13 protein-coding genes are annotated in these 12,567 nt (G+C 73.2%); 9 read left to right on the plus strand and 4 right to left on the minus strand.

Features of this window, described 5'->3' with window-relative positions; translation table 11 throughout:
* Positions 1 to 680: 680 nt before the first annotated feature.
* Positions 681 to 1,259 carry an RNA polymerase sigma factor gene (locus tag BSL84_RS02245; protein ID WP_030033575.1) on the minus strand — a complete coding sequence of 193 codons (579 nt, stop codon included), beginning with the start codon at positions 1,257 to 1,259 and terminating at the stop codon, positions 681 to 683.
* 524 nt (positions 1,260 to 1,783) lie between these two features.
* Positions 1,784 to 2,443 carry a hypothetical protein gene (locus tag BSL84_RS02255; protein ID WP_075969681.1) on the minus strand — a complete coding sequence of 220 codons (660 nt, stop codon included), beginning with the start codon at positions 2,441 to 2,443 and terminating at the stop codon, positions 1,784 to 1,786.
* A 135-nt stretch (positions 2,444 to 2,578) separates the two neighbouring features.
* Here BSL84_RS02255 and BSL84_RS02260 point away from each other — a divergent pair, with 135 nt between their 5' ends.
* From BSL84_RS02260 to BSL84_RS02275, 4 genes are all read left to right on the plus strand, one after another.
* Positions 2,579 to 3,256 (plus strand): response regulator transcription factor, encoded by a 678-nt coding sequence (locus BSL84_RS02260; RefSeq protein ID WP_075971943.1) that lies wholly within the window; start codon positions 2,579 to 2,581, stop codon positions 3,254 to 3,256.
* Between the two features lie 82 nt (positions 3,257 to 3,338).
* Positions 3,339 to 4,712, plus strand: a complete 1,374-nt coding sequence (locus tag BSL84_RS02265; protein WP_075971944.1) for a HAMP domain-containing histidine kinase — start codon at positions 3,339 to 3,341, stop codon at positions 4,710 to 4,712.
* Positions 4,713 to 4,850: 138 nt separating this feature from the next.
* On the plus strand, positions 4,851 to 5,111 hold the full coding sequence (locus BSL84_RS02270) for a hypothetical protein (protein ID WP_075969682.1): 261 nt from the start codon (positions 4,851 to 4,853) through the stop codon (positions 5,109 to 5,111).
* 289 nt (positions 5,112 to 5,400) lie between these two features.
* Positions 5,401 to 6,039: a GNAT family N-acetyltransferase gene (locus BSL84_RS02275; protein WP_030029407.1), complete on the plus strand. Its 639-nt coding sequence runs from the start codon at positions 5,401 to 5,403 to the stop codon at positions 6,037 to 6,039.
* Positions 6,040 to 6,081: 42 nt separating this feature from the next.
* On the opposite strand, the gene BSL84_RS02280 is transcribed toward BSL84_RS02275, so the two are convergent.
* A complete protein-coding gene (locus tag BSL84_RS02280; RefSeq protein ID WP_030029405.1) occupies positions 6,082 to 6,366 on the minus strand; it encodes a hypothetical protein in 285 nt (94 codons plus the stop codon).
* Positions 6,367 to 6,377: 11 nt separating this feature from the next.
* On the minus strand, positions 6,378 to 7,271 hold the full coding sequence (locus BSL84_RS02285) for a thermonuclease family protein (protein WP_051873232.1): 894 nt from the start codon (positions 7,269 to 7,271) through the stop codon (positions 6,378 to 6,380).
* A 483-nt stretch (positions 7,272 to 7,754) separates the two neighbouring features.
* On the opposite strand from BSL84_RS02285, the gene fusA reads away from it, so the two are divergent.
* From fusA to BSL84_RS36850, 5 genes are all read left to right on the plus strand, one after another.
* Positions 7,755 to 9,827 (plus strand): elongation factor G, encoded by a 2,073-nt coding sequence (fusA, locus tag BSL84_RS02290; RefSeq protein WP_075969683.1) that lies wholly within the window; start codon positions 7,755 to 7,757, stop codon positions 9,825 to 9,827.
* Positions 9,828 to 10,020: 193 nt separating this feature from the next.
* Positions 10,021 to 10,791, plus strand: coding sequence for a polysaccharide deacetylase family protein (locus tag BSL84_RS02295; RefSeq protein ID WP_037662481.1), 771 nt, complete (start codon positions 10,021 to 10,023; stop codon positions 10,789 to 10,791).
* A 174-nt stretch (positions 10,792 to 10,965) separates the two neighbouring features.
* On the plus strand, positions 10,966 to 11,424 hold the full coding sequence (locus tag BSL84_RS35945) for a DUF6069 family protein (protein ID WP_158879772.1): 459 nt from the start codon (positions 10,966 to 10,968) through the stop codon (positions 11,422 to 11,424).
* A gap of 77 nt (positions 11,425 to 11,501) precedes the next feature.
* On the plus strand, positions 11,502 to 12,215 hold the full coding sequence (locus BSL84_RS02305) for a DsbA family protein (protein ID WP_051873226.1): 714 nt from the start codon (positions 11,502 to 11,504) through the stop codon (positions 12,213 to 12,215).
* Positions 12,212 to 12,514, plus strand: a complete 303-nt coding sequence (locus BSL84_RS36850; RefSeq protein WP_234363394.1) for a GNAT family N-acetyltransferase — start codon at positions 12,212 to 12,214, stop codon at positions 12,512 to 12,514. The genes BSL84_RS02305 and BSL84_RS36850 overlap by 4 nt, the downstream gene beginning before the upstream one ends.
* Positions 12,515 to 12,567: the final 53 nt, after the last annotated feature.

Consider the following 12,567-nt stretch of genomic DNA (forward strand, 5'->3'; position numbering starts at 1 on the left):
CGGCGGCCGGGAGGCCTGTCCCGTCCCGCTGGTCAGGGGGGTGAGGTCCTGGGTGGTGATGGGCGGGGACGTCCAGATGACGGAGGCTCCGAGGGCCTCTTCGAGGTCGGGCGGGAGCTGGGGCAGGGGCGGCAGGTGGTCGTCGGGCGCCAGGGCGTGGGCCTGGCGCTTCCAGTAGCGGGCGGTCGCGACCTCGGCGCGTGAGAGGTGGTGGAGGTAGAGGCAGCGGGCGGCGGTCTGCGAGCCCGCGCCGGCCGCGTACTGGAACCAGAACCGCGCGCCCTCCGTGCGGTCGGCGAGGTGGAGCAGGCAGCCGAAGAGCAGGGCCGAGTCGACGCCGTGGGGCCAGGAGTCGGCGGCCAGGGCGAGTTCGGCGAAGTCCCGGCTCTCCACGAGGCACCAGGTGAGGTCGTCCAGCCCCCGGGCGGCCCGCACGTGGCACGCGGCGTCGAGGACCAGGTCGTCGGTCTCGGCGGGGGTGGTCCGCCCGGGCCGGGTAGGGGCCGCGCCGGCTGCGGTCGCCGAGCGGGCGCGGTCGGCGGCGATGCGGCGGGCGATGCGGCGCCGGGCGGCGCCCTCGTCGTATCCGGCGTACTCCTCCGCGAGCACCGTCGCGTCCGCCAGGGCCGCGTCCAGTTCACACAGCGGCATGTCGCGGTCGTGGTGGCATGGCATGTCGCTCACTGGTCCTTCTCCTCTCCGGGGATCCGGTCCACCCCGAGTTTGCGGGACAGGGTTCGGCGTGCGCCGCGGATGTGCGATCGGACGGTGGCGGGGGAGATCCCCATCATCCGGGCGACCGTGTCGCAGTCGTTGCCCAGCAGGAAGGCCAGCAGCACCACGTCGTACTGCCGCTCGGACAGGCTCGCGATCGCCGCGTACAGGCCGAGTTTGGACTCCAGCAGCTCCAGCCGTTCCCGGGAGGAGCGGCGCAGGGCGGCGAACCAGGCCGTCTCCACCATGGCCACCTGCCGGCCCAGCACGACCAGCCGCCGCTCCACGTGCTCGCGCAGCACCGCCCAGGCGAAACCGTGCAGGCTCGCCTCCTTCAGCGCCTGGCGCCACACCTTCAGCAGGAAGGTGAACACGTCGTCGACGACTTCCTCGGCGTCCTTGGGATTGCCCAACTGCAGGTGGGCGTACCGCAGATAGGCACGGTGCTGCTGGGAGTGGAAAGCGGTGAACTCCACCGGCAGCACTCCGGCCAGTTCACTGGAGACGGCGCGGTCTCCGGACGGGTCGAGTTCTCCTTCGTTCATACGCTCCCCCGCAGCCGGTCGCGGCAGTCCGCCGGGGCGGCGGTGGTGTGGCGCCGGAGGACGGCGGGGCGGGCCGGGAGACGGTGGGGGGACGGCCCGTCGGATCCTCTCCCCGCCCCGCGGCCCGGCAGGCGCATGCGCTCGCGGAACACATCGGCTACGTCAACGCTGACCACGGTGGCGGCTGACAGCGCGCGGGCGACCGTCTGGGCGACATTCACTTCGGAAGAACCTTCCAGTGGAGTGTGCGTGACCGGCTGCCTGCCCCCGCACCAGCAGCCGCGGAGCGCCGGGGCGCTCCCACTCACCACCCCATCGGAAAACGAGCCCTATCGTGCAAGCCGGTCCCCGGAAATCCCGGGAACGAAGCGCATTCGCTTCTCCACGCGCCCCTGACCCCCCGCGCACGCCCCCCGACCTGGGGGCCGTTCATCGCACCGGCGCGGAGAACCGGCCCGCAGGACCGGCCCGCAGGACCGGCCCGCGGCGCCGGCTCCTGCGGTCCGCGCCCTACGGACGGCGCCTCAGCCGCCCAGAGTGGTGTTGCCGGTGATCGTGCCGTCCGTGCCGGACACGGTGACCGCGTGGCGGACGCCGTCGGGGCCGAGTACGACGGCCAGCCAGGCACCGCCACCGCCGTCCTGGGCGATCGCGCGCAGGCTTTCCACCTTGCCGCCCGACACGGCCGCCGCGGCCTTGGCGGCCGCGTCGCCGATGGACAGGGACGGCAGGGGCGCGGGCGCCTGGGCGCCCTTGCCGGAGCCGTCGCGCCCCTCGAAACGGCCGGGAACACCCGGGAGGCCGGGGAGACCGGGGCGGCCGGGGGCATCGGGGTGGGCGAAGCGCTCCCGCACCCCGGGGCCGTCCTCGCCGCCGGGCGCCTTCCGTGCGCGCTCGTCGCCGGGCGCCTCTCCCTGCGGCCCCCGCTTGAGGCCGCCGCCGTGGCCGGGTTCGAAGCGGAGCATGTGCGGTCCGCGGCCGGCCCGCTCGTGGTGATGGTGGTGCTCGGCCACGGCCACCGCCGTGACCCCGCCGCCCACGACCACCACGACCGCCCCCGCCGCCACCCAGCGGGCGCGCCGGCCGCGGGGCACCAGCCGGGACAGCACCACGCGCTTGCGCGCGCCGGCCTCCGGCGCGTTGCCGGGGGCCTGCTCGGGCGGCGGCGGAACGGATTCAGACATACGGCTGCTCCTTCTGACGGCCGGACACGGTGCCCGGCTCGCCCCAGAGCATGCTGAGCGGATGCTGAAGCCCAGCTGAAGCCGCCTGAAGACCTCTTCAGCCGGGCGGTGGGGCCGCCTGCGATCCTGTTCGGCATGCGCGTACTGGTGGTGGAGGACGAACGGCGGCTCGCCGTGGCACTGCAACGGGGGCTGCAGTCGGAGGGGTTCTCGGTGGACCTGGCCCACGACGGCCCCCAGGGGCTGTGGATGGCCACCGAGCACCACTACGACCTGATCGTCCTCGACATCATGCTCCCCGGGCTGAACGGCTACCGGGTCTGCGCGAAGCTGCGAGCGGCCGGCAACGAGTCGGGGATCCTGATGCTCACGGCCAAGGACGGCGAGTACGACGAGGCGGAGGCGCTGGACACCGGCGCCGACGACTTCCTGTCGAAGCCGTTCTCCTACCTGGTGCTGGTCGCCCGGCTGCGGGCGCTCGGTCGGCGTACGGGTGGCCGGCGCCCGCAGGTGCTGCGCTTCGGGGACCTGCTGATCGATCCGGCCCGGCGCACCTGCTCCCGTGGTGCTACGGAGATCCGGCTGACCGCCCGGGAGTTCGCGATCCTGGAGTATTTGGGCCGCCGGTCCGGCGAGGTGGTGTCCAAGCGGGACATCCTGGAGCAGGTGTGGGACGCGGCCTTCGACGGTGACCCCAACGTGGTGGAGGTGCACGTCAGCGCGGTCCGCCGCAAGGTCGACGCCCCGTTCGGGCGGGCCGCGCTGGAGACCGTGCGGGGCGCCGGATACCGGCTGGCGGCCGACGGTGGCTGAGCCCTCCCTCCTCCGCGGAAGCGGAAGCATCGGCGGCGTCCTGCGCCCGCTCCCCCGCACCGCCCTGCTCCGGTGGCCGGTGCTGCGCAGGCTGTGGCCCACCACGGTCCGGGCCAGGGCCACCGCGGGGGCCGGCCTGGTGGTGGGCGCCGCCCTGGCAGTCGCTTCGTTCTCCCTGCTGGGGCTGCTGGAGGCCAATCTGCAGCGCAACGCGGAGAACGACGCGCGGCGGCAGGCCGAGACCGTGGCGCAGCTCGCCGCCGCCGGGAAGCTGGGCCGGGCCCGTCCGGCGGGCCGCGGGGTGGAGTTCGTCCAGGTGGTGAGCGCGGACGGACGGGTCCTGTTCTCCAGCCCGAACCTCGTCGGGGTGCCGCCGTTCCCGCCTGCCCCGCCCGAGGCCCCGGGGACACGGCTGCACACCTGGCGGGTCCGTCCCGTCGACGGCGATCACCGCCAGCGGGTGGTGCAGGTGGTCACCCAGACGCCGGACGGCCCGGCCACCGTCTACGCCGGCGCCTCGCTGCGGGACGCGGACGCCGCCGACGACGTCACCACCGCCGCGCTCGTCATCGGCATGCCTCTGCTCCTGGCGACCGTCGTCCTCGTGACCTGGCGGGTGACCGGACACGCGCTGCGGCCGGTGGAGGCGATCCGTGCGGAAGTCGCCGCGATCTCCGACCGGGACCTGCACCGCCGGGTGCCGGTTCCCGCCACTCATGACGAGGTCGCCCGGCTGGCCGAGACCATGAACGCCACACTGGACCGGCTGGAGGCGTCCGGCCTGCGCCAGCGGCAGTTCATCGCCGACGCCTCCCACGAACTGCGCAGCCCCATCACCGTGCTGCGCACGCAGCTGGAGGTGGCGCTGGCCGTCCGGGACCCGGAGCTGTGGCCCGAGCTGATCGGCGGCGCGCTGGAGGACATCGAACGGCTCCAGCGCCTCGCGGCGGATCTGCTGCTGCTCGCCCGTATCGACGCGGCCCAGCCGGTGGCGGCTGTTCCGCTGGACCTGGCGGTCCTGGTGCGGGAGGTGGTGGAGGCCCGCCTCGGCGACCGGGTGCCCGTACGGATGGACCTCGCCGCAGATGTCGAGGTCACGGCGGGGGCTCTGTGGCTCGGCCGGGTCATCACCAATCTGGTGGACAACGCCCAGCGGTACGCGGAGGGCGGCGTGGACGTGAGGCTGCGCACCGCGGGGGGCGGCGCGCGGCAGGGCACTGCCGTGCTGGAGGTCGTCGACGACGGACCGGGGATCCCCGCGGCCGAGCGGGAGCGGGTCTTCGAACGGTTCACCCGGCTCGACGACTCGCGCAGCCGTGACCACGGCGGTGCCGGCCTGGGACTCGCCATCGCACGTGACCTGAGCGCGCACCACGGGGGAACGCTGACGGCCGAGGACTGCCCGGGCCGGGGCGCCCGCCTGGTGCTCAGGCTGCCGCTGGCGCCGCGGGCCTAGGAGGTGTCGTCTCGACGGGCTTGCCGGGGCGCGGGCTGTCGTGCGGGCGCCGTGACCCGGTGAACCCCTGCGGTCACCGCACGGGGTCTACGGGCGGCGGGCAGGCATTCGTGGCGGGATGCCGGGCAGATGGGGCATATGACCAGTGAACGAGAACCCCACACGCCCGGGACCGCCGAGCCGGAGCTGCCCGCCCCGGTTCCGGAGAACGAAGACGCGGTCACGCCCGACCTTCCCCCGTCGGGCCCTTCGGCGCCCGATCTGTGGACGTCCGAGGACGGCGAGGACAGCGCGGAAGGCGGAGACGGCGAGGACGTCCGGGAGGGCGACACGACGCGGCCTGAGGCGGACCAGACCGCGAAGTCCGAGGATCCCGAGCCCCAGGAACCCACCGACTGAGCCCCCGTGTCCGCGGTCAGCGCGTATGGCGGTGTCGGCCGTGCTTGGGCGGGTGGTGGTCGGTCGTCAGCAGCACGAGGGCCAGTCCGAGCGGCAGCAGGAACAGCAGCAGAAGTGTCATGGGGCGCTTGTGCCCTGACGGCCGCGGTCGACACGGCCGTTTTCGCACCGGCCGTCCGGGGTCCTCTCGGGCGCCCGTCCAGGGGGCTCTATAGTTAGGTCACCCTAACCGGGCTCCCGCGGGTGCTCCGCACTCGCCCGAGCCGTGCCGAGCAGAAACCGGAAGCGTATGAGACCCGAGTCCACCGCCCTCACACCGCAGCGCGCCGACGTGCTGACCGAGACCGTCGAAGGTTTCGGCACGGTCCGCTTCACCCCGGTCGACCCCGCGGCGGACTCCGCGGTGCTGCATTCGTGGGTCGTCGAGGAGCGCGCACAGTTCTGGGGCATGAACGGCGCCAGCCGGGAACTGGTCCAGGAGATCTACGAGGACGTGGACCGCCGCGACACCCATCACGCGTACATGGTCCGGCTGGACGACGAGCCGGTGGCGCTCTTCCAGACGTACGAGCCGGCCGAGGACCGGATCAGCGAGTGCTACCAGGTGCGGGAGGGCGACATCGGCGTCCACCTGATGCTGGCTCCGGCGAACGGCCGGCCCCGGCCGGGGTTCAGCCGGACTCTGATCGGGTCGCTCACCCGGTTCACCTTCCGCGACCCGGCCGTCCTGCGCGCGGTGGCCGAGCCCGACGCCGCCAACGACAAGGCCGTCGCCCTGATGTGCCGCCTCGGCTTCGTGCGGCAGGGGGAGATCACCCTCCCCGAGATCGACCTGCCCGAGGTGTACCTCCCCGAGAAGCGGGCCGTGCTCGCCTTCATGGACCGCCCGGCGGTACTCCCGCCGGCCGTGGCGGTCGAAACCCCCTAGGGGGGCCGGCGCCGCCGGCACGGCGGGCCGGTGGGGGGCCGCTCATCCGGCGGCCACCACCTCGCCCGCCGTGACCTGGGGAGGGTTGGGGAGCAGCGAGGCGAGGTGGTCCCTGACGAAGTCGGCCGCTCTGGCGACCGACTCGTCGGCTCCGGCCCGGTCCTCGTAGACGCTGGTGGACACCATCACCCCGTCCCCGGCGTCGACCCAGTAGTAGGCCACGAATCCCGGGACGCGGCGGAGGATGGCCACGAACCCCTCGTCGACGATGCGCCCCGCTTCGGCGGGGTCGGCCACCCCTTCGTATCGCCGGATCACCGCGTACATGGTCGGTCTCCTCACTTGTCGAGAAAGAGGATCTCGTCGGAAGGACGGGGCATCCGCAGCGTTTTGCCGTCCTCGCTGATCCTGATGAGCCGGTGCAGTCCGGTCTGGGTCTTGCCGTCCGGCAGGAAGCGGTATTCGTCGGCGGCTCCGGCGAGATAGGCGGAGAAGCCCGCGAGCGAGGTGGTGTCCGCGCCGGAGTCCAGGTAGTCCTTCAGCCGGCGGAACAGTTTGGGCAGGATCACCACGCCCGTCTCGTCGTCCGTGATCGATCCGATGTCGGCGATCAGCGCCCCTTCGACGGTCTTGTCCACGGCCCACAGCCCCTTCGGGGGCGATTCGGAGCGGGCCGCCCGGGCGGCGTCCCGGAGGACGTCGCGCAGGTATCCGGGCAGTCCCGGATAGAACATCGGATACGCCAGTCCGTCTTCGACCAGGCGGTAGTTGGCGCTCTTCTTGATCAGGGCCTGGTCGACCGTGACCTCGTAGCCGCTGTACACGGGTGGGCGGACGCTGCCGGCGAAGGCCAGCGCGATGCAGCGGCCGTAGGCGTCGGCGCCGCTGGTGAGGATGAATCCCGGGACCTGGACCGGTTCGGTGGTGACGGTTCCGTTCTCGTGGAGGTCGATGCCGGTGAAGCCGAGGTGCACCAGCAGGGCCTTGGTGGCCTGGCGCCCGAACTCCTTCGGCTGGCGGCGCTCGGGGCCGTACCCGGGCTTTCTGTAGTGCGTCTCCAGCGCGTCCACGCCCTCCAGGCGCACGGCGGCCCGGCCGTCAGCCTTCGGTACGACCGGGGCGCGGCCGCCCACGAGCTTCCAGTCGGCCACGTCGTCGGGGATGAAGGGGAGGGTGTCGCCGTCCGGCTCGGCACCGCCGTCCACCCGGAACGACCCTTTGATCAGCAGCATGGACACGATGACTCCCGAAGACGATGGAGACCGCTCTTTCACTTTCCGTGGATAGAACGTCACTCACCGTACATGGAGTTCCGGGGAAAATGCGGTGCCCCGGCCCCGGCCGGTCCCTAGACTCGCCGTACGCGCCGCCGACAGGGCCGTGCGCGCCTCATGCCGAGTCCGAAGAGAAGGGGAGCCCGCGCGATGTGCACCTACCGCACCGCCGCCTTCGCTCCCCCGTCCCGGTACGACGTGATCCCGGTGTCTCGTGACGCCCGGTGCCGGCTGCGCGGCCGTCACCGTTAACCCGTGACGCGTCTTCAGATCCCGTCTGGTTCCGTCCCCCTCCCCTGTTCTCCGTAGGCCGCCGCCTGCCCGGACCCGCTCCGGGTGGGACGGCCGGCCGCGGGCGGCGGTGAGGGTGACGTGTGACGGGGCGGTCGTCAGGGAATTCGCGCCGCCCTCTTCATCTCTTCACTCGAAAGGCCTCGGGCCATGCGCGCCAACGGACGCCCCCTCACCACCACTTCCCCCACCAAGGTCCGCAACCTGGGCATCCTCGCCCATGTGGACGCCGGCAAGACCACGCTCACCGAGCGGATCCTGTTCGCGACCGGCGCCATCCACAAGCGGGGAGAGGTGCACCACGGCACGACCGTCACCGACTACGACCCGCAGGAACGCGACCGCGGCATCACCATCTTCGCCGCGGCCGTGAGCTGTACCTGGGACGGGCACCACGTCAATCTGATCGACACCCCCGGGCACGTCGACTTCTCCGACGAGGTGGAACGCTCCCTGCGGGTGCTCGACGGCGCCGTGGCCGTGTTCGACGCCGTCGCCGGGGTCGAGCCGCAGAGCGAGACGGTGTGGCGGCAGGCCGACCGACACGGTGTGCCGCGGATCGCGTTCGTCAACAAGCTGGACCGGACGGGCGCCGACCTCGACACGGCCGTCGCGTCGATCCGCCGCCGCCTGGGTGTCGTGCCCCTGGTGGCCCAACTGCCCATCGGCCAGGAGGACGCCTTCACCGGGGTCGTCGACCTGGTGGCCATGCGCTCGCTGCGCTGGACCACCGGCACCGCCGGCGTCGAGTGCGGTCCGATCCCCGCACCGCTACGGGAGGAGGCCGGCCGGCGGCGCAGGCTGCTGGAGGAGGCGGTGGCCGAGCTGCACGCCGAGGCGCTGGAGGAGTTCTGCGCGGATGGCGCCCTGGGCGACGGCACACTGGCCCGCGCCCTGCGGGAGTTGACGCTGCGCGGGGACGGCGTCGTCGTGCTCTGCGGATCGGCGTACCGCAACCGTGGGATCGAGCCGCTGCTGGACGCGGTCGCCGCCTACCTGCCGGCGCCCTGCGACATGCCGCCCGTACGGGGTACGGCGGACGGGGCGGAGCAGGAGCGCGCGCCCGACCCGGCGGAGCCTTTCACGGCCCTCGCCTTCAAGGTGACGGCGACACAGACGGGACGTCTCACCTACCTGCGGGTCTACTCCGGCACGCTGCGCAAGGGCGGGACGGTACTGGACGCGGCCACGGGCCGGACGGAGCGGGTGGGCCGGATCCTGCGGATCCAGGCCGACCGGCACGAGGAGAAGGAGGAAGCGGTGGCCGGTGACATCGTCGCCGTGATCGGGCTCAAGTCCGCACGTGCGGGCACGACCCTGTGCGCGCCGGACGCGCCTGTCGTCCTCGAACCGCCCACGGTGGCCGAGCCGGTCGTGTCCGTGGCGGTGGAGGCCCGCCAGAACGCCGACACCGGACGGCTGGCGTCGGCGCTGGCACGGCTCGCCGAGGAGGACCCCTCGCTGGTGGTCCGGTCCGACCCGGAGACGGGGCAGACCGTGCTGTCGGGTCTGGGCGAGCTGCACCTGGAGGTGGCGGTGGAGAAGATCCGGCGCGGCCAGGGGGTGGAGGTCGTCGTGGGCCGCCCGCAGGTCTCGTACCGGGAGACCGTGGTGCGCGGGGTGCGCGGCCTGGTCTACCGGCACGTCAAACAGGACGGTGGCGCGGGTCAGTTCGCGCACGTCGTACTGGATGTCGAGCCGCTGGAGGAGCCGGTCTTCGAATTCCGCTCGGCGGTCGTCGGCGGCCGGGTGCCTCAGGAGTACGCGCGCGCCGTCGAGGCGGGCTGCCGGGACGCGCTCGCCGAGGGACCGCTCGGCGGACACCCGGTGACGGGGCTGCGCGTCACGCTCACCGACGGGGCGACGCACTCCAAGGACTCCTCGGAGATGGCGTTCCGGGCTGCGGGCCGGTTCGGGCTGCGAGAGGCGCTGCGGCTGAGCACGATGGAACTGCTCGAACCGGTCGTGGAGGTCACGGTGAGCATCCCGGAGGACGGCGTCGGGAGCGTGCTGGGTGATCTCGCGGCCCGCCGCGGCCGGGTCTCGGGCCAGGCCGCCGAGGCGGGCACCGCGGTGATCACCGCGGCCGTGCCGCTGGCCGAGCTGTTCGGGTACGCGTCCCGGCTGCGGGGCCGGACCCAGGGCCGGGGCGTCTTCACCGCCAGGCCCGCCGGTCTCGCGCCGGTACCGGCCTCGGTCGCGGGGTCCCTGCCGCGGCGGTGACCGCACCCCGCCCCCGCCCCGCCCCCGGAGCCGGGGGCGGGGCGGGGCGGGCGCCGATACGGCGTCGAGGGGGACGGTGAGACGGCGGCCGGCCGGGGTTCACCCGGCTGCACGGCCCGGGCTGCGGCTTCGCGGGCGGCCGCCGTCGCATAGTCGTGGCAGGCCCGGGCGGGGCGCCGTACCGGAGGGAGCGATGGTGGTGGACATCGGACGGCGCGCCGCGCTCGCGGCGCTGCTCGCGGCAGGGCTCGTACCGTGCGCGGATGCCGGGGCCGCAAGTCGTACGCCTGTCACGGAGGGTACGGCGGTCCCCTCCGGTCCGCGGCCGCCGGCGTCGCTGCTCGGCGAGGAGATCCGTCGGCTGCCCACGTCCCGCAAGGTCGTGGCACTCACCTTCAACGCCGCCTGGGACGAGGCCGGGATCGACACCGTCCTGGCGGAACTGCGGCGGCGCGCGCTGCCCGCCACCTTCTTCCCGACCGGCGCCTTCGCCGCAGCGCACCCTCGGGCGGTGCGCACGATCGGCGCGGCGCACGGCCTGGGCAACCACTCCTACAGCCACCCCTACTTCGAGGAGCTCACCACGGCGCAGCGGGTGGAGGAGGTACGCCGTGCCGACGCGGCGATCCGGAAGGCCTCCGGTACGGAGCCGCTGCCGTTCTTCCGCTTCCCCTACAGCGCGACGACCCGGGACTGCGTCACCGACGTGAACGACCTGGGATACGCGGCGATCGAGTTCACCGCCGACACCAACGGCTACCTCGGTCCGCAGGGCGGCATGAGCGTGGAGGCCGCCGTGGAGCGGGCCGTCGACGCCCTGTCCCCCGGAGCGATCATCCAGATGCACGTCGGCAGCAGCGGGGACGGGACCGTCCTCGACGCCGAGGCCCTCCCCCTGGTCATCGACGCCGCCGAAGCCGGGGGCTACACGGTCGTCGACCTCCGCGCATTCCTCGTGCCGTAGTGTCCACGGCGGCAGCGCGACGGGGCAGCGCCCGCGGACTCCGGGCGGTGGTGCGGGAGTTCTGCGCCGGCTCGGTAAAGCCCTTGACCTCAAGCGAGGTTCAGGTCGGAGGCTTCTGCGTATGCCGCCGCGGCCGAACCGCAGCCCGGCACTTCACACGTTGGGGGAACTCACATGTCGCACAGTTCACTTCGGGACTCCGGCTCTTCCGCGGCTGCCGTCGCCGCACCCTCTGCCCGCCGTTCCGGCTTCGGCTGGTGGAAGGTGCTCCTCACCGGTGCGGTCGGCGCGGCGGTGGCCAATCTGGTGGTCTTCGCCGCCGCCAAGGCGGCCGGTGCGTCGCTCGTCGTCATGGACGCCGGTGAGGAACACCCGATCACGATCGGAGGTGTGATCGGTTCGTCCGTCGTCCCGCTGGTCGTGGGATTGGGCGCCGCCCTGCTGTTGGCCCTGTGGAAGCCTGTGTTCCTGCGGATCGCGCAGTACGCGGGCACGGGTCTGGCACTGCTGTCGGTCGCCGGCCCGCTGTCGGCCGACGCCGACGGCGGGACCGTCGCGGCCCTGGCCCTCATGCACATCACCCTCGGCGTCGCGGTCTTCACTACCCTGCGGCTCCACCGCCGCCACCGCTGAGCCTGCCGCGGAAAACCGGTGCGTGGTGCGGGACGGGACCGCGTAGGGTCTCCCTGTTGATCAGGGGAAGGACACACTTGCAGGTCAGAACCAGACGCGGGTTCCTGGGTGCGGTCGCCGCCGTCGCCGTGGCGTCGTCCGTCGGCGCCTGCGGCGGCCGGGGCGGGGCGGGCGCGAGGCGCGACGATCCGCTCGACGTACCGGCGGGCGCGCATCTGCCGGCGGCCCGCGAGTCCGTGGCCGCGGACGGCACCACGATCGTGATCGGCGATCCGTCCGCCGCACTCTCCGTCCGGCTCTACGAGGACCTGAGCTGCCCCGCGTGCGCCGAGTTCGAGCTGGAGGGCACCGGCCCGTACCTGAAGCGGGCGGCCCGGAACGACGCACTGCAACTGCAGTTCACACTCGGCTCCTTCCTCGGTCCCGGGTCGAAGTTCGCCGCGAACGCGCTGCGCGCCGCCGTGGACCGGAACAAGTTCACCGAGTACCACGAGGTGCTGTACCGCCATCAGGCGAGGATGCGCAGGTCCGGCGGCTTCACCCGGGACCGGCTGCTGGCCCTGGCCGACACGGTGCCGGGCCTGCGCGGCCCGGAGTTCGACGCGGCCGTACGGGAGACCGCCCACCGGGAGTTCGTGGAGGCCTCGGACCGGGCGCTCGACGCGTCGGGGGTCACGTCGACTCCCACCATGGCGATCAACGGCGCCCTGGTCACTTCGGGCGGTCGCGGGCTCTACGAGGACCGCGACCGCCTGCACCACCGTCTACGTAAAGCCGCGGCTCCGCGGTGACCGTTGGGGAACTGCGGGCCGCCACCGGCGACCCGTGCTTCGGCCCCGTCACCGCAGAGGCGGTGGGGCTCGGCTTCGACGCCATGTTGAGGCTCGACCCGAGGGAGTCGGCCGTGTTCACGGTCGAGGACCTGAGCGACGGCCGGGTGATCGGCATGGCCGACTACCGGGACCTCGACCCGTACACCGGCGTGGCGACGCTCGGGACAACCATCGGCGAGCAGGAGTTCTGGGGCCGCGGACACGGCAGGGACGCCCTGCGGCTGCTCGTGGACCACCTGTTCGCGCGTATCCGCTGACCCGGCTGGAGCCGGACACCTGGAGCGGCGACGAACGCGCCGTCCGCGCCTTC

The sequence above is a fragment of the Streptomyces sp. TN58 genome, from assembly GCF_001941845.1.
GTDB lineage: Bacteria > Actinomycetota > Actinomycetes > Streptomycetales > Streptomycetaceae > Streptomyces.